Origin of the sequence: Geodermatophilus dictyosporus (genome assembly GCF_900115505.1) — a bacterium.
In the GTDB taxonomy this organism is placed as follows: Bacteria; Actinomycetota; Actinomycetes; order Mycobacteriales; family Geodermatophilaceae; genus Geodermatophilus; species Geodermatophilus dictyosporus.
In genome coordinates this window covers 203,138-222,529 of the sequence record NZ_FOWQ01000003.1, presented here as the reverse complement: position 1 = coordinate 222,529, position 19,392 = coordinate 203,138, and the positions used below count along the sequence as shown (strand labels likewise).

At 75.7% G+C, this 19,392-nt stretch carries 15 protein-coding genes and 2 tRNA genes; 13 read left to right on the top strand and 4 right to left on the bottom strand.

All coding sequences use genetic code 11. The annotated features are described in order from the left end of the window. Positions 1–23 precede the first annotated feature (23 nt). Complete coding sequence (locus BMZ33_RS08275) at positions 24–1,067, bottom strand: hypothetical protein (protein ID WP_091109100.1); 1,044 nt, start codon at positions 1,065–1,067, stop codon at positions 24–26. Between the two features lie 198 nt (positions 1,068–1,265). Between BMZ33_RS08275 and BMZ33_RS08270 the strand changes: the two genes are divergently transcribed. Together BMZ33_RS08270 and BMZ33_RS08265 are read left to right on the top strand one after the other, a co-directional pair. Further along, positions 1,266–2,582 (top strand): alpha-hydroxy-acid oxidizing protein, encoded by a 1,317-nt coding sequence (locus BMZ33_RS08270; protein WP_091109099.1) that lies wholly within the window; start codon positions 1,266–1,268, stop codon positions 2,580–2,582. A 489-nt stretch (positions 2,583–3,071) separates the two neighbouring features. Continuing rightward, positions 3,072–3,353 carry a hypothetical protein gene (locus BMZ33_RS08265; protein WP_136697243.1) on the top strand — a complete coding sequence of 94 codons (282 nt, stop codon included), beginning with the start codon at positions 3,072–3,074 and terminating at the stop codon, positions 3,351–3,353. Positions 3,354–3,471: 118 nt separating this feature from the next. Here BMZ33_RS08265 and BMZ33_RS08260 read toward each other — a convergent pair. The 3 genes from BMZ33_RS08260 to BMZ33_RS08250 all read right to left on the bottom strand — a co-directional run bounded on the left by BMZ33_RS08260 (position 3,472) and on the right by BMZ33_RS08250 (position 4,961). Continuing rightward, a tRNA-Arg gene (locus BMZ33_RS08260) sits at positions 3,472–3,544 on the bottom strand. Between the two features lie 21 nt (positions 3,545–3,565). Beyond that, positions 3,566–3,654: transfer RNA gene (locus BMZ33_RS08255), tRNA-Ser, on the bottom strand. 71 nt (positions 3,655–3,725) lie between these two features. Next, entirely contained in the window at positions 3,726–4,961 is a 1,236-nt protein-coding gene (locus BMZ33_RS08250; RefSeq protein ID WP_169064056.1) for an MFS transporter, read from the bottom strand. A 65-nt stretch (positions 4,962–5,026) separates the two neighbouring features. Between BMZ33_RS08250 and BMZ33_RS08245 the strand changes: the two genes are divergently transcribed. The 11 genes from BMZ33_RS08245 (at position 5,027) to BMZ33_RS08195 (ending at position 19,338) form a co-directional block, all read left to right on the top strand. Beyond that, positions 5,027–5,560 (top strand): CGNR zinc finger domain-containing protein, encoded by a 534-nt coding sequence (locus BMZ33_RS08245; protein WP_091109097.1) that lies wholly within the window; start codon positions 5,027–5,029, stop codon positions 5,558–5,560. A 33-nt stretch (positions 5,561–5,593) separates the two neighbouring features. After that, a complete protein-coding gene (locus tag BMZ33_RS08240) occupies positions 5,594–7,036 on the top strand; it encodes a bifunctional phosphatase PAP2/diacylglycerol kinase family protein (protein WP_091109096.1) in 1,443 nt (480 codons plus the stop codon). A gap of 596 nt (positions 7,037–7,632) precedes the next feature. Next, entirely contained in the window at positions 7,633–8,586 is a 954-nt protein-coding gene (locus tag BMZ33_RS08235; protein ID WP_136697242.1) for a hypothetical protein, read from the top strand. A gap of 127 nt (positions 8,587–8,713) precedes the next feature. After that, positions 8,714–10,177 carry a sugar transferase gene (locus BMZ33_RS08230; RefSeq protein ID WP_091109094.1) on the top strand — a complete coding sequence of 488 codons (1,464 nt, stop codon included), beginning with the start codon at positions 8,714–8,716 and terminating at the stop codon, positions 10,175–10,177. Between the two features lie 244 nt (positions 10,178–10,421). Then, positions 10,422–10,967, top strand: a complete 546-nt coding sequence (locus BMZ33_RS08225) for a DoxX family protein (RefSeq protein ID WP_091109093.1) — start codon at positions 10,422–10,424, stop codon at positions 10,965–10,967. Next, positions 10,964–12,016, top strand: coding sequence for a PHP domain-containing protein (locus BMZ33_RS08220; RefSeq protein WP_091109737.1), 1,053 nt, complete (start codon positions 10,964–10,966; stop codon positions 12,014–12,016). Before BMZ33_RS08225 ends, BMZ33_RS08220 begins: the two co-directional genes overlap by 4 nt. A 491-nt stretch (positions 12,017–12,507) precedes the next feature. Then, positions 12,508–14,037 (top strand): YveK family protein, encoded by a 1,530-nt coding sequence (locus BMZ33_RS08215; RefSeq protein WP_091109092.1) that lies wholly within the window; start codon positions 12,508–12,510, stop codon positions 14,035–14,037. Positions 14,038–14,090: 53 nt separating this feature from the next. Continuing rightward, positions 14,091–15,554: an alkaline phosphatase family protein gene (locus BMZ33_RS08210; protein WP_169064055.1), complete on the top strand. Its 1,464-nt coding sequence runs from the start codon at positions 14,091–14,093 to the stop codon at positions 15,552–15,554. Continuing rightward, a complete protein-coding gene (locus BMZ33_RS08205) occupies positions 15,551–17,116 on the top strand; it encodes a GMC oxidoreductase (protein WP_091109091.1) in 1,566 nt (521 codons plus the stop codon). Before BMZ33_RS08210 ends, BMZ33_RS08205 begins: the two co-directional genes overlap by 4 nt. Next, complete coding sequence (locus tag BMZ33_RS08200) at positions 17,107–17,964, top strand: glycosyltransferase family 2 protein (RefSeq protein ID WP_211202836.1); 858 nt, start codon at positions 17,107–17,109, stop codon at positions 17,962–17,964. The genes BMZ33_RS08205 and BMZ33_RS08200 overlap by 10 nt, the downstream gene beginning before the upstream one ends. Before the next feature lie 51 nt (positions 17,965–18,015). Next, the gene (locus BMZ33_RS08195) at positions 18,016–19,338 is read left to right on the top strand and encodes a hypothetical protein (RefSeq protein WP_091109089.1); all 1,323 of its coding nucleotides are present in this window, start codon (positions 18,016–18,018) and stop codon (positions 19,336–19,338) included. Positions 19,339–19,392: the final 54 nt, after the last annotated feature.

The following is a 19,392-nucleotide window of genomic DNA, read 5'->3' as shown; positions in this document are numbered from 1 at the left end:
CCCGAGTCTGGCCGACCGGGCGCTCAGGCGCTCCCGGTCGGCCGGGCGGCGGGGGCCGGGCCCGGGTGGCGCCGCGCCGCGGTCAGCACCAGCCCGGTCGCGCTGACGACCAGCGCCAGGCCGGCGGCGACGAGCGGGACGGGCAGCGGCTCGGGGCCCGCCGGGGTGGCGGCCGCGGCCACCTGCAGCTGGACGGCGGCGGTGACCGCGGAGTCCGCGCCCGCGAGCTGCACCAGGGCGGGGCCGGTGGTCACGCCGTCCGGGAGGTGCACGGCCACCTCGACGGTGCCGTCCGGCCGGGCGGGGACCGTGGTGAGCACCTCACCCCCGGCCACCCGGACGGTGACCGGCTCCCCGGGGGTGAACCCGGTGCCCGTGAGCACGACCCGGCCGCCGGCGGGCACCTGGCGCGCCGAGGCGGAGACGGCGCCGACGGACGGTCCCCCGGCGACCGGGCCGTCGGCCGGCGGGCCGGGGACCGGGGTGGGCACGGGCAGCCCGGGCAGCGGCTGGACGTCGGGTACCGGCGCGGGGGACGACGGCGCCTCCGGCGCCGACCCGGTGCCGGGTGCGGCGGCCTCCGGGGCGGGCGCCGGGGAGACGTCCTGCGGTGGCTGCGGGGCGGTGATCGCCGCACAGTCCGCCTCGGAGGGCCGGGTGTAGTCGTGCCCGTCGAGCTCGTCGGCGTGGGTGAGGCCCGAGCCGTCGAGCGCGGCGTACTCCAGCCGGGTGTCGATGGTCTCGCCCCACTCGACGTCGCCGGTCCGCAGCACCACCGTGGCGCCGGGCTGGACCTCCGCGGAGTCCTCGCCCCCGGGGCGGCGGGTGGTGGCGAGCGTGACCGCGTAGGCGACGGTCCCGGCGGTCACCTCCACGACCACGCCGCCGGCGCGGCAGCTGGGGCCGTGGGTGACCAGCGCGTCGGGACGCGAGGGGTCGTCGGCGGCGGAGGCGGGCAGGGCGGTGGCGAGGCCGAGCGCCAGCGCGCCGGCCACGGTGGACAGCAGCAGGAGCCCCGTCGTCAGGACGGGGCGGGGCGGACGCCGGAGCGTCGTCCCGACCGGCACGGATTCCCCCTCGAGCGGTCGCGCGGCGCCGCACGCGGTGGTTCCGCCCGGGACGCGCCCCCATGATGCGGTGCGTGACCGCGTGTGGACGAGGAGTCCCGGCGCGTTGCTGGTCAGCAGCGGCGTGTCGTGACCCGGGCGTGTCATACCGGCCGGTACGGGTCCGGAACGGGTGAGCGGGGTCACTACGGTGGCGCCGTGGACTCAGCAGCCGGGACCGGACGCCGTCGCCAGAACGAGGTCTACCGCGCCGGCGTGTACGGGCGCACGCCGCTCGTCCCGACCACCGCGCGGCCGCTGCAGCGCCGGGCGCGGGCGCGGCTGACCGCCCGCGCCTACGCCTACGTCGCGGGCGGCGCGGGCGAGGAGCACACGCAGCGGGCCAACCGCGCGGCCTTCGACCGGTGGGCCGTCGTCCCCCGGGTGCTGCGCGACGTGAGCGCCCGCGACACCTCCGTCGAGCTGTTCGGCCGACGGGTCCCCGCGCCGCTGCTGCTCGGCCCGGTCGGCGCGCTCGAACTGGTGCACCGCGAGGCCGACCTCGCGGTGGCCCGCGCCGCGGCGTCGCTGGGCGTGCCGTTCGTCTTCTCCAACCAGGCGTCGGTGCCGATGGAGACCTGCGCCGCTGCGATGGGCGACGCGCCCCGCTGGTCGCAGCTGTACTGGTCGACCTCCGACGAGCTGGTCGAGAGCCTGGTGGCCCGCGCCGAGGCGGCCGGCTGCGAGGCGCTCGTGGTCACCCTCGACACCACCATGCTCGGCTGGCGCCCGCGCGACCTCGACCTCGGCCACCTGCCCTTCGCCCTCGGCAAGGGCATCGCGCAGTACACCTCCGACCCGGTGTTCCGGCGCCTGGTCGAGCAGCGGGTGGCCGAGGCCGGCGACGCCGCGCCCGCACAGGCCGGGGAGGCCGCGGGGCGCGACCGCCAGCCCCGCCCGACGCTGGCCGCCGTCCTGGCGATGGTCGGCATGGCGCGCGCCTGGCCCGGCCCCCTCCGGGAGAACCTGCGCTCGCCGCTGCCGCGGGCCGCCGTCGAGACCTTCCAGGCGATCTACTCGCGGCCCTCGATCACCTGGGCCGACCTCGCGTGGCTGCGCGCCCGCACCCGGCTGCCGATCCTGCTCAAGGGCGTACTGCACCCCGACGACGCCCGGCGGGCGCTGGACGAGGGGGTCGACGGCGTGGTGGTGAGCACCCACGGCGGGCGGCAGGTGGACCGCTCGATCTCCGCCCTGGACGCGCTGCCCGACGTGGTGGCGGCGGTGGGCGACCGGGCGCCGGTGCTGCTCGACAGCGGCGTCCGCAGCGGTGCCGACGTGCTGGTCGCCGTCGCCCTGGGCGCCCGGGCCGTGCTCCTGGGCCGGCCCTACGCCTGGGGACTGGGGCTGGCCGGGGAGGCCGGGGTGCGCCAGGTGGTCTCCGACGTGCTCGGCGAGTTCGACCTGACCCTGGGCCTGACCGGGCACACCTCGGTCGCCGAGCTCACGCCCGAGGTGCTGCGTCGCGTCGGGTGATCGACACGCCCGGGCGGACGCGGGGTTGACTCTCCCTGTGACGCGGCTCACAGTTGTCGTGGGCGGGGGCAGCCGGCAAACGAGTGGCCACCGACAGCTCGGTGGATCGACCAACGCGGCCAGACCGCCAGGACCGGCCCCCCGCCCCACACATCCACACCCCGTGCGGCCACGCCCCGCACCCGACCCCGGAGACACCGCGGCCCCGCCCTCCACGAGGAGGTCGGGGCCGCGGTGCGGTCCCGACCGGACGCGCACCCGCAGCTCCCTCACGAGGTGGGCGCCTCGAGGGATCGCGGCTCGTGGGAGCCCCGACGGGGGCGAGGACCCGCACGCCCGGCTCGCGTCGAGGGGCAGGCCCGGCGCTCCGCCGCCTCCCGGGCACCGCCGGCCGCCGTCGAGGACCAGGTCGTCGCCGAGCGACCCGCACGGGTGACGTCCCGCGACCGACCGGTGCCCTGCCGGGGCCTGCCGGACCACGCTGGGCGGGTGACGTACCGAGCGGCTGCCGCAGTGCCGTACGACGACCGGGCGCGGGCGGCCGCGGGGTTACGCGGACAGCTCTGGCTGTTGGCAGCCGCCGACGGCGTCAGGCCGGACTGGTCGACGCTGCAGATCGAGGGGCCGACGCGGACGACGGGCCGGCACGACGTGCCGTGCTACGAGTGGACGGCCACCGTCGAGGTGACGGAACACCGCCAGGGCGACCCGGGGGCCTGGACCGCGTCGTCATCCGGCCGGCCTGCGGTCCGCACCGCGCGCCACCGCTGAGCGCAGGACGTGGTCGCCGCCCGCGCCGGGGAGCACACACCGCGCCCACGAGGCCCCGGAGAGACGACTGCGGGCCTCCCCCGGAGGGGAGACCCGCAGGCGCTGTCTCAACCAGACGTGCACCCGAAGGGATTCGAACCCCTAACCTTCTGATCCGTAGTCAGATGCTCTATCCGTTGAGCTACGGGTGCGTGCTGTGCAGTTGTCGTGCGCGGAGGCTCCGGGATTTGAACCCGGGATGGGGATTAACCCAAACCGCATTAGCAGTGCGGCGCCATAGACCGGACTAGGCGAAGCCTCCCGGGGTCCGAGTCCCCTCGGAACCACCGCGGATGAGACTACCAGCGCCCCCTCCCGGGGTCCCAGGGCGGGTCAGACGGCGACGCGCTCCGGGGCCGCGGCCGGCACCGGACGGCGGCCGGGCACCAGCGTCACCAGCACCGCGAGCGCCGCCCCCGCGACCGCCAGGACCAGGCTGCCGGTCACCCCGGACGGGCCGTCGATCAGCGCGCCGCCGAGCGCCGCGCCGACCGCCGAGGCGCCCGTGGCGATCGTCGACAGCCAGGTGAAGGCCTCGGTCGTGGCGTGCGCCGGGGCGAGCGCGCCGACCAGCGAGTTCTGCACGGTCAGCGTGGGCGCGATCGCCGTCCCGCCGAGGAACAGCAGGGCGCCGAGCACCCACGGGCTGGAGGCCGCGGTGAGCGGGGCCAGCCCGATGGTCACGCCGAGCAGCAGCCAGCGGTACTGGCGCGGCAACGAGGCGCTGACCACCCGGGCGCCGAACCACAGCCCGCCGGCGACCGAGCCCAGGGACCACAGCGCGAGCAGCAGGCCGGAGAGCCCCGGCGAGCCGGCCGCGTCGGCGAACGCCGGGACGGCGACCTCGAGCGCGCCGAAGCCGAGCATCAGCGCCGTGCCGCTGAGCAGCACCCGCGGCATGCCGGGGGCGAGCACCGTGGCGAACGGGCTGGTCCGGGTCGCCGCCGGCACCGGCACCCACCCGCGCATGGCCGACGACGTCGCGACGCCGGTCGCGCCGGCCACCGCGAGCACCCCGGCCACGGCCAGCGCCCACGCCGGAGTGGCCAGCACCGCCAGCGCGGCGACCAGCGTCGGGCCGGCCACGAAGACCAGCTCGGTGGCGGTGGCGTCGAGGGCGTAGGCCGTGCCGCGCACGCCCGGGTCGACCCGCGACCACATCGCGCGGACCGCCCCCGAGACCAGCGGCGTGCTCGCCCCGGCGGCGGCGGAGGCGCCCACGACGGCCACCGTCGGGGCACCCCCGAGGACGGTGGCGACGAGCAGGACCAGCAGCAGCGGGTAGGCCGCGGCCTGGGCGAGCAGGACCGGCCGGGGAGTGCGCCGGTCGGCCAGCCGACCGAGCACCGGGGCCATGGCCGCCATGGCCAGCCCGTAGGTGGCCGCGGCGAGCCCGGCCACGGCGTAGGAACCGGTCTGCTGCTGCACCATGAGCAGCAGCGCCAGCGGGACCATCGCCGACGGCAGCCGGCCGGCGAACCCGGCGACCAGCAGGACGGGAGCGGACGGCAGACGCCAGACCGAGAGGTAGGAACGCACGACGAGGACCCGCTTCACCACTTGCAGCACCAGGAACAGTAGTCGGTCAATCGACGTTGACCACCTACAAGACTAGCAGGGCGGTAGGGAGTCACATGGATTACGACACCTACGGATCGAACGCGGTCGAGCTGGCCATCGACCTGGCCAACGCCGACCGCGACGCCGACCCCGGGTGGGCCGAGGCGTTCCTGCGCGCGCACGACGAGTGGTTCACCCTCGAGACGCCCCTCGAGCTCTCCCCCGCCGAGGCGCGCCGGGCCGCCGCGACCGCCGACCTCGTGCGGGCGGTCGCCGTCGCCGCCACCCAGGACGAGGTGATCACCCGGCTCAACGAGCTGCTCGCGCTGGCCCGCCCGCACCCCTACGCCACCGACCACGACGGCGAGCTGCACCTGCACTACGCCCGCCCCGACGCCCCGGCGCTCGAGCAGCTGACGACGACGGTGGCCATGGGCCTGTCGCAGGTGGTCGCCCAGCACGGCTGGCAGCGGCTGGGCGTCTGCTCGGCCGAGGGCTGCGACGACGTCTACGTCGACACCTCGCGCAACGCCAGCCGGCGCTACTGCTCCAACACCTGCGCCAGCCGCTCGACCGTGGCCGCCTACCGCGCCCGCCGGAAGACCTGACGCCGGTCCGGACGGGGCCGTAACGTCCGTCGGGTGACCCCGCTGCGGCTCCGGTACTGGGACGCGCGGCTGCACGCCGCGATCGGGGCGCTGCCCGACTCCCCCGCCGACCGGTGGCTGCGCCGGCTGTCGGTCACCGCGGACCACGGGAAGCTCTGGTTCGCCGTCGCCCTGGTGCTGGGGCTGCGCCGCGGACGGCTCCGGCGCGGCGCGCTGCGCGGGGTCGGCTCGCTGGCGGTGTCCAGCACCGTGGTCAACGCCGTCCTCAAGAAGCTCTTCGGCCGGGTGCGGCCCGACCTCGCCAACCTGGCCAGCCACCGCAGGCTGTCCCGGGCACACCACACCTTCTCCTTCCCCAGCGGCCACTCCGCCTCGGCAGGCGCGTTCGCCGCGGGCGTGGCCCTGGAGAGCCCGCTGGCCGGCGCGGCGCTCGGGCCGCTGGCGCTGGCGGTCGGCTACTCCCGGGTGCACGTGGGCGTGCACTACCCGGGCGACGTCGTCTCGGGCCTGGCCATCGGCACCGGGGTGGCCCTGGCCGGGCGGCGGTGGTGGCCGGTGCCGCCCACCGAGCCGGCGCGGGTCCGCCCGGCCTCCGCGGCGCCGGCGCTGCCCGGCGGGGAGGGCCTGGTGGTCGCGGTCAACCCGCGCTCGGGGCCGGAGTGGTACGACCCGGCGGCGGAGGTCGGGGAGCTGCTGCCGGCCGCCGAGGTGCAGTCCGCCTCGGCGGAGCGCGGGGTGGGCGAGCTGCTGGCCGAGGCGGCCCGCTCGGACCGGGTCCGCGCGCTCGGGGTGGCCGGCGGGGACGGCAGCGTGGCCGCCGCCGCAGCGGTGGCCCTCGAGCACGACCTGCCCCTCGTCGTCGTGCCGGCCGGGACGCTCAACCACTTCGCCCGCGACCTCGGCGTCGAGACGCCGCAGGAGGCGGCCGCGGCGGTCGAGCACGGACGCGCGGTGTGCGTGGACGTCGCCGAGGTCAACGGGGTGCCCTTCCTCAACACCGCGAGCATCGGCGCCTACCCCGAGCTGGTGCGGCGGCGCGACGCCCTGGAGGGCCGGCTGGGGCGCTGGCTGGCCACCGCGGTGGCCGCCGCCCGGGTGCTGCGCGAGGAGCAGCCGGTGTCGATGGTGGTCGACGGCCGGCCGGTCGAGGTCTGGATCCTCTTCGTCGGCAACTGCCGCTACACCCCGCGCGGGCTGGCGCCGGCGTGGCGGCCGCGGCTGGAGGACGGGCTGCTCGACGTCCAGTACCTGCGCGCCGACGTCCCGTTCAGCCGCACCCGGGCGGTGCTCGGCGCGCTGCTGGGCGTCAGCGACCGCAGCTCCGGCTACGCCACCGTGGCCACCCCGGAGGTGCGGGTGCAGCTGTGGTCGGGACCCGAGGCGGTGGCCTACGACGGCGAGACGGCCCCCGCGGCGTCGTCGTTCCTGTTCCGCAAGCGCTCACCGCTCACCGTGTACTGCAGCCGGACCGACTGAGGCCCTGCCGGCCGGGGGGCGGCGGCCCGGACCCCGAGTGCTCGAATCGTCGAGCGACTGTTCACCGTGCGTGACGGTCGACCGGAGTGGCGGCTCGGACACGCCGCGGCCGGCCAGGTGGCGTTGACGTGGCGTCGTCCTGCTGCTGATGGTGGCTGCTCGGAGCGGACAGAGGCCAGGAGCGGACCGAGGCGGGGTGCGTGGACAGCGATCCCAGGAGCAGCAGTGCGGTGCCGCTCCCGGCGCCCGCAGAGCTGCACCGGGGTGCCCTGACGGTCCGACGCCTCCTCGCCATCACCCTGTTCGTCGTCGCCGGGTGGTTCGTGCTGGCGCTGCAGGCGGATCCCGCCTCCGCGGACACCGTCGCGGACACCGTCGCGGACACCCGGCAGACACCGGCGCCGACGGCCGCGGACCAGGAGCCGGGGACCGCCCCCGCGGAGGACGTCCCGTCACCGCTGCCGGCGCCTGCGGACCCGCCGGCGACCGGGACGCCCCCGGTCGCGCCCACGTCGGACACGGACGGGTCGACCACACCCGCCCTACCGCCGCCCGCCGCCGGCGAGGACCCTCCACCGGCCGGAGCGTCACCCGGCGTGTCCGCGCCGGTCGCCACACCGCCGTCGGCCCCGGCTCCCCCGGCGACACCGGAGCCTGCGACACCGGAGCCCGAGCCGACGCCGCCCACCTCCGGCGCACCGTCGGCCACGGACACCGCCCCGGACGACCCTGACGCCCCGCCGTCGACCGGCACCGACGGACGGACCGACACCGACGGGCACCCGGGCGGCTCCGGCGAGCCGGTCGAGCCCGCCGCGCCGGACACCGCCGCCGATCCGGTCGTCGCCGCCGATCCGGTCGTCCCCGTCGATCCGGTCGTCCCCGTCGATCCGGTCGTCCCCGTCGAGCCGGACACCGCCGCCGATCCGGTCGTCCCCGTCGAGCCGACCAGCACCGTCGATCCGTCCGGCGTCGCGGAGCCGGCCCTCGAGACCGTCACGGTCCCGTCCACCGTCCTGACGACGGTCACCACGGTCGCCACCGAGCCGGTCCCCGCCGAGGTGCCGGCCGTCGCCCCGGCCGGCCCGGTGGACGGCGCCGCGCCCTCCGGGCCGGTGACCGGGGCGGGTCCCGACGCCGTCGACGGCACCGGGCAGGCGTCCCCGGTCCTGTGCGCCCGCTCCCCGGCGACGGCGACGGACACGCCGCCCTCGCCCCGAGGCCACGACCCCGTCGGCGGTGGCGGATCCGTCCTCGCCCCCGCGTCGAGCCCCACGTGGTCACCGTCGGCGCCGGTGTCGCCACCTCCCCCGCCCCCACCTCCGCCGGCCGTCCCCGTCGGCCCGCCCGCGCCGTCGGGCTCCGCGACCACCGCGTCGTCCGGGACCGTCGCGTCCTCGGGCGGCCCGGACCTCACCGGAGGGTCCCCGCTCGCGGTGCCCGGCGCCGGGGCCGACCTGGCGTCGTCCTCCGCGGCGGTACGCCGGATCGAGCGGGCGGCCGGACACGCCACCCAGCGAGCGGGGCAACCGGGCACCCGTCCCGGCTGAGCGACGCGCTCCTCGCCCCTCCCTCGGCCCGGCGCCGCGCCGGACACCCGACGGCACTCGAGCGTGCCTCCTCGATCTCCCGCTCTCCCGGCGCCCACCTGCGCCGCCCGCACGAAGGACTCGATCCATGAGGTCTGTCCACAGCGTCCCCCTCGACACCCAGCGGTCCTCCCTCCGGGGCGACGGGACCGTCGCCCGTCGTGCCTGGCGCACGACGTACGTCCGGCGCCTGGTGGCCGCCGACGCCGCCTGCGCCCTCGTGGCCGCCGCGCTCAGCAGCTGGCTGGCTCCCGGCGCAGGCCCGGAGGTCCGAGCGGTCGAGGCGCCCGCCCTCCCCCTGCTCACACCGCTGGTGTGGGTGGCCGTCATGTCCCTGGCGCGGGCCTACGAGCAGCGCTTCCTCTGGGACGGACCCGAGGAGTTCCGCCGGGTCTTCCTCGCCACGGCCATGCTGCTCGCGGGGGTCGGCACCCTCTCCTGGGCCCTGCGGCTGGAGGTCGCCCGCGGGTTCGTCGTCGTGGCCGTGCCCCTGAGCTGCCTGTTCACGCTCAGCCAGCGGTACGCGCAGCGCACGTGGCTGCACCACCGGCGCGCCGAGGGCAGGTGTCTGCAGACCACGCTGCTGGTCGGCCACCGCTCCGCGGTCGCGGCACTGCACGAGCAGCTGCGCCGCGAGGCGCACCACGGCTACCGCGTGATCGGCTGCTGCCTGCCCTCGCCGGCCACCGCGTCCTTCGACGGCCTGCCGGTGCTCGGGGACCTCGACGACGTCGTCGACGTGGTCGGCGCCCACGAGGTGGACACCGTCGCCGTGCTGCCGACCCCCGAGCTGGACGGCAGCGCGTTGCGCCGTCTCGGCTGGGACCTGGAACGGACCCGCGCCGAGCTGCTGCTGGCACCGGCCGTGACCGAGCTCGCCGGCCCCCGGGTGCGGATCCGCCCGTCCTGCGGCCTGCCCCTCCTGCACGTCGAGCGGCCGGAGCTGCACGGCGTGCGCCGGCTGGTCAAGGAGACCTTCGACCGCACCGCCGCCCTGGTGGGCCTCGTCCTCCTGCTCCCGCTGCTCCTGGTCGTCGCCGCGGCGGTCAAGGCCTCGAGTCCCGGGCCGGTGTTCTTCCGGCAGGAGCGGGTCGGCCGCGGTGGGCAGGGGTTCGGCATGCTGAAGTTCCGCAGCATGGTGGTCGACGCCGACCGGGTGCCGCTGCCGCGGCAGGGCGCCGACGACGGGAACGGCGTGCTGTTCAAGCTGCGGGACGACCCGCGGGTCACCCCGGTCGGGCGCGTCCTGCGTCGCTACTCGCTCGACGAGCTGCCCCAGCTGCTCAACGTGCTGTGCGGTCAGATGTCCCTGGTGGGCCCGCGTCCGCCGCTGCCCCATGAGGTGGCGCTCTACGGCCCCGACATGCACCGGCGGTTCCTGGTCAAGCCGGGACTGACCGGCCTGTGGCAGGTCAGCGGTCGCTCCGACCTGTCCTGGGACGACTCGGTCCGCATCGACGTCCGCTACGTGGAGAACTGGTCACTGACCTTCGACCTGATGATCCTGGGCAAGACGCTCGTCACGGTGCTGCGCGGCGACGGGGCGTACTGAGCGACGACGGTGGCGCCAGGCCGAGGGTGGTGACCGCGCAGCAGCCCGGCGCGGTCACCACGGACCCGCGCCGACCGGCCGAGCCCGGCAGGGTCACCCGCCGGCAGGTCGCCAGCAGCCTGCGGCGGCGTTGGACGGGCGGGGCACCGCGTGGATCACTACGGTCCCGGTCAGGGTGTCCCGCGCCGCTCGACGGGCAACAGGACACCGCACCGCACACGTCCACCGACGGAAGAGGTCCTCCATGTTGGTCCGCCGGATCGCCCGGCCCCTGCTCGCAGCGTCGTTCGTCTACGGCGGCATCGACACCCTGCGCAACCCGCAGACGCGGGTGCCGGGCGCGCGGCCGGTCGTCGACCAGATCGCCCGGGCGGCGGACGAGCAGCTGCCCGTCCAGGTCCCCCGCGACGTCGAGCAGTGGGTGAAGGCCGACGCCGCGATCAAGGTCGGCGCCGGCTCGCTGTTCGCGCTGGGCAAGCTGCCGCGGCTGTCCGCGCTGGTGATGGCGGCCAGCATCGTGCCGACCACGCTGGCCGGCCACCGGTTCTGGGAGCACGAGGACCCCGAGGAGCGCTTCGGCCAGCTGTCGAACTTCCTCAAGAACGCCGGCCTGCTCGGCGGGCTGCTGATCGCCGCCGTCGACACCGAGGGCCGGCCATCGGTCGGCTACCGCGCCCGCCGCGCCGCCAAGCGCGCCTCCACGGCCACCGAGCGGAGCATCGAGCAGGCGCAGAAGCGGGCCGCCAAGGCCGAGAAGCGCACCCAGAAGCAGCTCAGGAAGGCCAGCTGACCACGCCGCTCCCGCCCGCGGCCGCGCTCCGGAGGATCGCCTTCCTCCTGGAGCGCGCCCGCGAGCCCACCCACCGGGTCGCCGCGTTCCGCACGGCGGCCGCGGTCGTGGACACCATCGGCCCCGAGGAGCTCGACCGGCGGATCCGCACGCGCACGCTCACCGACCTGCGCGGCATCGGCCCCAAGACCGGCGCGGCGATCGTGCAGGCGCACGCCGGCGAGGTCCCGGAGTACCTCGCCCGGCTCGAGGAGGCCCACGCCGAGCTCGTGCCGCTCGCCGACGACGTCGCCGAGTTCCGCGCCACCCTCCGCGGCGACCTGCACACGCACTCGGACTGGTCCGACGGCGGCAGCCCGATCCGCGAGATGGCCGAGGCGGCGATCGCGCTGGGCCACGAGTACATGGCGCTGACCGACCACTCGCCGCGCCTGACGGTGGCCAACGGGCTGAGCGCCGAGCGGCTGGAGCGCCAGCTCGAGGTGGTCGCCGGGCTCAACGAGGAGCTGCGCCCCTTCCGGATCCTCACCGGCATCGAGTGCGACATCCACCTCGACGGCAGCCTCGACCAGACCGACGAGCTGCTCGACCGCCTCGACGTCGTGGTGGCCAGCGTCCACTCCGACCTGCGCGCCGAGTCGGCAGCGATGACCGAGCGGATGCTCGCCGCCGTCGGGAACCCGCACACCGACGTCCTCGGGCACTGCACCGGCCGGCTGCTCATCCCCCGCGAGCAGCGGGAGGGACGGCGGCAGCGCCCGCGCCCGGAGAGCGCCTTCGACGCCGAGGCCGTCTTCTCCGCCTGCGTCGAGCACGGGACCGCGGTGGAGATCAACTCCCGGCCGGAGCGGCTGGACCCGCCGCTGCGGCTGCTCGCCCTCGCCGTCGAGTTCGGCTGCACCTTCGCCATCGACACCGACGCGCACGCCCCGGGCCAGCTCGACTGGCAGGGCAACGGCTGCGAGCGCGCCGTCGAGACGGGAGTGGACCCCGACCGGGTGGTCAACAGCTGGCCGGTGGACGAACTGCTCGGGTGGACCGGACGCTGACACCGCCCCGCCGCACGGACTCCCGGGTGTGACGGACGCCTCGACCCTGCCCCGGTCGGGTGACCGCTTCCCCCGCCCGGCCGTCGCCCGGACGGGCGGGGCGGCCCGATCCCACCGAAGATCCTGGTCGGGCCGCGGACCATCGTGCAGCATGGGTGCCGTGGGGAAGCCGATCGACTCCGGACCGTGCCCGACCGAGGTCGCGCACGCCGGCGTCCGCGGGCTCGTCCGCGAGCAGCCGGCAGGCGTGCCCCTGCCGTGCTGGGACCCACGCCGACAGCACGCCCGGCCGGCGCCCGTCTATCGTGTTCCGGCCCTCGCACCTGCTCCCGGCCAACACGGGGGAGCGAGCCGGGGGGTCAGCGACACGGCACGCTGAACCGCAGCACCGGAGCGCTCACGTGACCGCCGGTGGGCCCGCACGCGCTGCACCCGGTGCAGCGCCCCGGCCACGCCACACCCTCTCCCGCCCCGAGGACAGAAAGTCGAGCATGACCACGAGCCCGCACCACGCCAGCACCGGCGACTTCGCCGACGACGACCGGCAGCGGTCGGGGTCGGGCCTGCTCCCCTTCCTCCTGCGCGCCGCCGTCCCCGTTGCGCTGATCACCCTCATCGTGGGCTACGTCGCCTACACGCGCAGCGCCGAGCGGACCCCGGTGTACTCGGCGACCGCGCAGGTCGTGCTGTCCTCCGCGACGAACTTCTCGCCGGTCGACGGGGGCGGCGGCGGCAACCCGGACCGCTACGTCGAGAACCAGGCCGAGATCATGACCACGGTGGATGTGCTCAACCGGGCCGCCCTCGTCCTCAACGACGGCATCCCCGGGACGGAGCTCCGCGGCAAGATCTCGGCCGATCCGCTCGGTCCGAGCGACGTCATCAACGTGACCGCCGAGGCCGAGGACCCGGGCCTGGCCGCCCGGCGCGCGGACGCGGTGGGGACCGCCTACGCGCTGTTCACCACCGAGCAGGTGAACCTCCTCGCCGACCAGGCGGCCGCGGCCAGCGCGTCCGACCCCACCGCGGTGCTGGAGATCCGTGCGCGCGCCGCGACGTTCGGCGACGGGGTCCAGGTGATCCAGCCGGCGACGGTGCCCACCGAGGCCTCCTCGCCCACGCCCGAGCGCGACGCCTACCTCGCGGCTGCTGCGGCCTTCCTGCTGTCCGCCGGGCTCGCGGTGAGCTGGCGCAGCCGGCGCCGGCCGACCGGGCCCGACCAGCTGGCGGCCGACGCCGGGGGGCCGCTGCTCGGTGAGGTCCCCGTGCGGGCACTGCCCTCGGCGACCCCGACCCAGCCCGGCCGCGCCGTCTACACCATGGCGCTCCAGGCGATCCGCTACCGGCTGCGCGAGGGGAGCTCCCCCACGATCCTGCTGACGGACGTGGGTCGCGGCAGCAGTGCCACCAGCGCCGCCCTGGGGCTGGCCTCCGCGGCGGCGGCGCAGGGCCGCTCCGTGCTCCTGCTCGACGCCAACCCCGACGGCCGGTTGCTGCACCGCACCGGCGTGCCCGCGGCGACCGTGCCGATCGAGTCCCTGGGCCAGGGCGGGGACCTGGAGCGGGCGCTCCCCCGGGTGCCGTCACTGGGCTCCCCCTCCGGCGGGCTCGTCCGGGTGGGCTACGTCAACGGTGCGGTCGTGGCCGCCGACGACGTCCTCCAGCGCTTCCTCGCACCGGTGCTCGACTCCGTCGACGTCGTCGTCATCGACGCCGGTTCGCTGCAGGGCAACCCCGCCGCCTTCGGTCTCCTCGGCCAGGTCGGGGCCGTGGTCGCCGTGGTCCGCGGGACGCGCGGCGGCAAGGACCTGCGGGACTTCCGCCGGCAGCTGGCCCTGACCGGCCGCGAGTGCGCCGGCGTCCTCGTCACCCGACGCGCCTGGCTCCCGTCCTCCGAGCGGGAGGTCTCCGGTCCCGACCCCGGCGTCGCGGACCGGACGGCGACGCCGCCGCTGCCGCCGGTCCTCAAGAGGGATCCCGGCGCGACCGAGCCCACCGTCACGGCCGGCCGGTCCTCCTGACCGGAGGCGCCCGGACGGCCGACGACACGCACCTGACCCTGGAAGGTTCCACAGTGGACGAGAGCACCCTGCCCCGCCCCGGCCGTGTCCTGGCCATCGGCCTCGACGCAGCCGAGTCGACCCTGGTCAGGAGGCTGATCGAGGCCGGGGAGATGCCTGCGTCGAAGGCACTCCTCGACCGCGGCTCCTGGAGCCGGCTGACGTCTCCGACGATGTTCAGCAGCGGGTCGGTGTGGCCGAACTTCTCCACCGGCTGCCAGGCGTGCGACCACGGGCAGTACTCGATCTGGAACTGGGACCCCGCCCAGATGGCCCTGGCCTACACCGACGAGAGCCGCCTGACGCCGTTCTGGAAGTCGCTGAGCGAGGACGGGGTGACCGTGGGCGTCATGGACGTCCCGTTCGCCCCGTTCCTCGGGCTGCCCACCGGCTTCGAGGTCCACGAGTGGGGGTCGCACTCCCGCGTCGACGGACGGGTGAGCACGTCCCCGGCGGGGGTCACCCGGGACGTGTCGCAGTTCGCCACCCACCCCTTCACCGACCCGCTGGCGACGGTGCCGGTGGAGCCGTCGGAGGTGGGGCCCTTCCTGGACGAGTGCATCCACGGTGTCCGTCTCCGGGGCGACCTCGCGCACCGCCTGATCACCCAGGAGCAACCGGACCTGACCCTCGTCGTGTTCGAGGAGTCCCACCACGCCGGCCACTTCCTGTGGCACACCGTCGAGCCCGAGCTGCCGATGTACGCCGACCTCGCCCCGGCCGCGCTGCCCGAGCGCACGCTGGTCGACCTCTACAAGGAGATGGACCGCCAGATCGGCCGTCTGGTGGAGGCCGCGGGTCCCGAGACCACCGTCATGGTGTTCGCCCTGCACGGGATGGCGCCGTCCCGCGGCCTGCCGCCCGTGCTCGAGCCGCTGCTCGACGGGCTCGGCATGACCCACGTGGAGGAGCGGCTGGACCGGCGGGCGGTGCTCGCGGCGGTCAAGGAGCGCATGCCCGCCGTGCTCCGCGACCTGTACCGCAGGTCCGTACCGCTGGCCCGGCGCAGCCAGTGGGGCAAGAGCAAGCTCCTGCCCGCCTACGACTGGTCCCGCACGCGGGCCTTCGCGCTACCCATCGAGCAGTACGGTCTCGTGCGCATCAACCTGTCCGGTCGGGAGTCGCAGGGCATCGTCCCGCCGGAGGAGTACGCGCCGACCTGCGACACGATCGAGGCAGCGCTGCGGGAACTGACCACGGTGGACGGGCGCAAGGTGGTGCAGGACGTCGTCCGGCCTCCGCGCGGTCGCCACGCAGCGGGACTGCCCGACCTCGTCGTGCACTGGAGCCAGGCGGCCTTCGAGTCCCCGTCGTGTGTCGACGGTGTCGAGATCCCCAACATCCGCCGGGAGCAGACCGGCCAGCACGCGTGGGACGGCTTCTGCATCACCAGCGGCCCCGCGGCGGCCGCGGTGAGCGGTGACGTCGTCGACGGGGTGGACCTGCACCGGTACGTCCTCGGCGCGCTTGGTCGATGATCGAGGACTTCCGCGATCCCGCCGTCGACGCAGAGCTGACCGCTGATCTCTGCATCGTGGGCGCGGGCCCCGCAGGCCTGGCCATCGCACGAGAGTTCACCGGCACGGGGACACAGGTCCTGGTGCTCGAGAGCGGGGGGCTCGACGCCGGGTCCGCGGCGGACGAGCTCAACGGCGGCGAGACCGTCGGCCTGCCCTTCTCCCTCCTCGAGGGCCGGGCCCGCACGTTCGGCGGCACCGGGACCGTCTGGCCCGGCCAGTGCATCCGGCTGGACCGTTCCGACCTCGAGGCCAGGGACTGGGTCCCGGACAGCGGGTGGCCCTTCGACCGGGAGCACCTCGACCCGTACTACCGCCGGGCCGCGACCTGGCTCGGCATCCCGCCCGAGGAGTGCGACGAGCAGGCGTGGCGGCGGTACGGGCTCGTCCCGCCGCCGTTCGGGACCGACCGCCTCGAGCACCGGTCGTCCATGTACAGCAGCCACCCGGACGTCGGCGCGTTCTACCGGGGGGACTTCGAGCGGTCGAGCAACGTCCGGGTCCTCCTGCACGCCTCCGTGTGCCGCGTCGACCCGGGCACCGCCGGCACGGCCGGAGAGCTCGCGATCCGGTCCCTCGCGGGTCGCACCGGCCGGGTGCGGGCCCGGGCCACCGTGCTGTGCGGCGGCGGCATCGAGAACGCCCGGCTGCTGCTGCTCTCCGGGGTCGGGGAGCGCAACGACGCCGTCGGCCGGTACCTGCAGGAACACCCGACCCTGTGGATCGACCTCGCCACGGACCGGTCGGCGGCGCTCCAGGAGTTCTACGGCCGGCTCGGCAGGGGGAAGGTCCGCTACGTCCCGCGCATCCGGCTGGGGTCGGGGGTGCAGCGCGAGGAGCAGGTGCTCAACGCCATTGCGACGCTGGTCCACGACCGCGCGGAGAGTCCCGGCCTCGTCGCGGCGCGCGAGATCTCCAGCGCCCTGCAGGAGAGGCGCCGGCCGCGCTCCCTGGGGCGGGCGGAGCTCCGGGGCGCCGTGGGACAGCTGGACGACGTGGCGGTCGCGGCCTACCGACGGTTCGTGAGGGGACGCCCGAGCGCCGTCCCGCTGCAGCGCACCCGGGTGCAGATCCTCCTGGAGCAGGCGCCGAACCCGGACAGCCGGATCTCGCTGTCCTCGGAGCTCGACCCGCTGGGGCTGCCGAAGGCCCGCGTCGACTGGCGCCTCACCGAGCTGGAGCGGCGCACCGCCCGCGTGTTCGTCTCGGTCCTGGACGCCGAGTTCCGCCGGCTCGGCCTGGCCCAGCTCACCGGCCACGAGTGGCTGGACACCGATGACTGGACCAGCGGGTTCGAGGACGCCTACCACCCCATCGGCACGACGCGGATGTCCGACGACCCGGCGGCCGGTGTCGTGGACGGCGACTGCCGCGTCCACGGACTCGAGGGCCTCTACGTGTGCGGCACCTCCGTGTTCCCGACCAGCGGTTACGCGAACCCGACGCTGACCATCATCGCCCTGGCACTCCGGCTGGCCGACCACCTGAAGTCACGACCGGCGGGGGCGGCGTCGTGGACGTGACCGTGGTCGTCCCCACGGTGGGCGGTCCGTGGCTGGGCGACCAGCTCGCGGCCCTGGCCGCCCAGACCCGTCCGCCGGCCCAGCTCGTCGTCGTCAACAACGGTCCGCCGGGTGCGGTGGACGCCGTCGTCGAGCGCTGGCGGGCCCGCCTTCCCCAGCTGGAGCTGGTGGAGGACCGCACGCAGGCGCTCCCCGGGTTCGCCCGCAACGTCGGGGCCGACCGGGCCCGGTACCCCGGGATCCTCTTCCTGGACGACGACGACGTCGTGAACGCCGAGTACGTGGCGGCGATGGGCGACGCGCTCGACGACAGCGAGCTCGTGGCCGCCGGCGTCGACCTGGAGGAGCTGAACCCGCCCGAGCTGACCCGGCGCTGGGGGTCGATGCAGGCCGAGGGGCCGATGACCTACCACGACTTCCTGCCCTGGTCGATCAGCGCGGCACTCGGCGTCCGGCGCGAGACCTTCGAGGAGCTCGGCGGCTTCGACGGCGACTACCCGATCTGCGAGGACACCGACTTCAGCTGGCGGGCCCAGCTGGACGCCGATGCGCGGCTCACCTTCGTGCCGGGCGCCCGGGTCTCCTACCGGCTGCGCTCAGGGGTCCGCCCCGCCTTCCGCCAGGCGAGGATCTGGGCCTCGTGGGAGGCCGCGCTGCACCGGCGCTACCGGTCCCGCGGGCTGCCCCCCCGGGGCGACCAGCTCCGCGCCCTGCTGCGGTGGGGCCGGCCGCTGCTGCTCCTGGCCGGAGCGCGGCGGCGCGAGGACCTCGTGATCGTGGCCCGGCAGCTGGGTGGCTGTGTGGGACGGCTGCAAGGGAGCGTGCGCCATCGCCATCTCCACCTCTGACCGCGCACGCCCGCCAGAGGAACGTCGGCACGAGGGAAGGATCGACGCGCGGTGACCTCGACCCTGCGACCGGCCGCAGCGGCCGACCGGCCGGTGACGGGAGCCGACGCGCCCCGCCGCCGGGGCCCGGACACGCCACCCGACTGGTTCCTGACCCTGGTGTCCGTGCTCGTCGTCCTGCTGGTCGTCACGCAGCGGATCGGTGTCCCCGTCGGCGACGAGCCCGTCTCGATCGCCCTCGTGTTGGCCTACGCGTTCGCGGGCGTCTCGCTGGCCGGCCGGCTGCTCACGGTCAGCCGGGTCCGGGCCGGGCTCTACACCGTCGCGGTGAGCGCGGTCCTGCTCACCACGGCGACCGTGTCGTGGCTGGGCTGGGGCGCCGACTTCTCGATGTCGTCGCTGTGGCTGCTCATCGTGATCTACCTCCCGTGGGTCCTGCGCGTCCGCGATCCGTACGGCGCCGCCGTCGTGGCCCGGGCGGGCCGCACCTTCATCTGGACCATGCTCGTGCTCGCGGTGGTCGGGGTCGTCCAGCTCGCCAGCCAGTTCGCCGGGGTGTGGAGCTGGGAGGACCACCTGGGTGAGCTCGTGCCCGGGGACTACCTCGTGCCCGGCTACAACTTCACCAACGAGCTGACCTACGGCAACCCGATCCGCAAGGCCACCGGCGTGGTGCTGCTGGAGCCGTCCTTCCTCTCGCAGTTCTGCGCCCTGGCCATCCTCATCGGCATCATGCTCCGGGTCCGGGCGTGGAAGCTGCTCGTCCTGGCCGCCGGCATGGGCGCCGCGGTGTCCGGGACCGGCCTGGTCATGCTGGGGGTCGGGGGCGTCCTGCTGCTGCTCCGCGCGCCGCACCGGCTGCGGATCGGCTACGTGGCGGTCGCCGCCGTGGTCCCGGTCGTGATCCTCCAGAGCCCCGTGGGCGAGTACTTCCTCGCTCGGGACGACGAGCTGACCAACGAGAACACCAGCGGGTACTCCCGCTTCGTGGCGCCGTTCGACGAGGTCTGGAACGGGCTCCTGGAGGAACCGATCCGCTTCCTGGTGGGCAACGGCCCCGGGTCGGTCACCCGCGTCCTGCTCAGCCTCGACAACGGCGGCGTCGACGTCAACTACTCGGTGCTGCCGAAGCTCGCCCTCGAGTACGGGATCCTCGCGGGCGGACTGTTCCTCGTCTTCCTGGTGCTGGCCGTGGTGGACCGGGCACCCTGGCGCGTCGTGCCCGCGACCATGGTGTTCATGGCGCTCCTGCTCTCCGGCGCCCTGCTGCAGCCGCAGACGGCGTACATCGTGTGGCTGCTGTCCGGGATCGGTGCGAGCGACCGGCCGGCGGACCTGCCCTGGGCGCGCCGGGGCAGGGTGCGCACCGGCTGACCCCTGGCCGGGTCGCCGCGGGCCCGGACCGGCCGTGCAGCGGCTGCCCCGTGC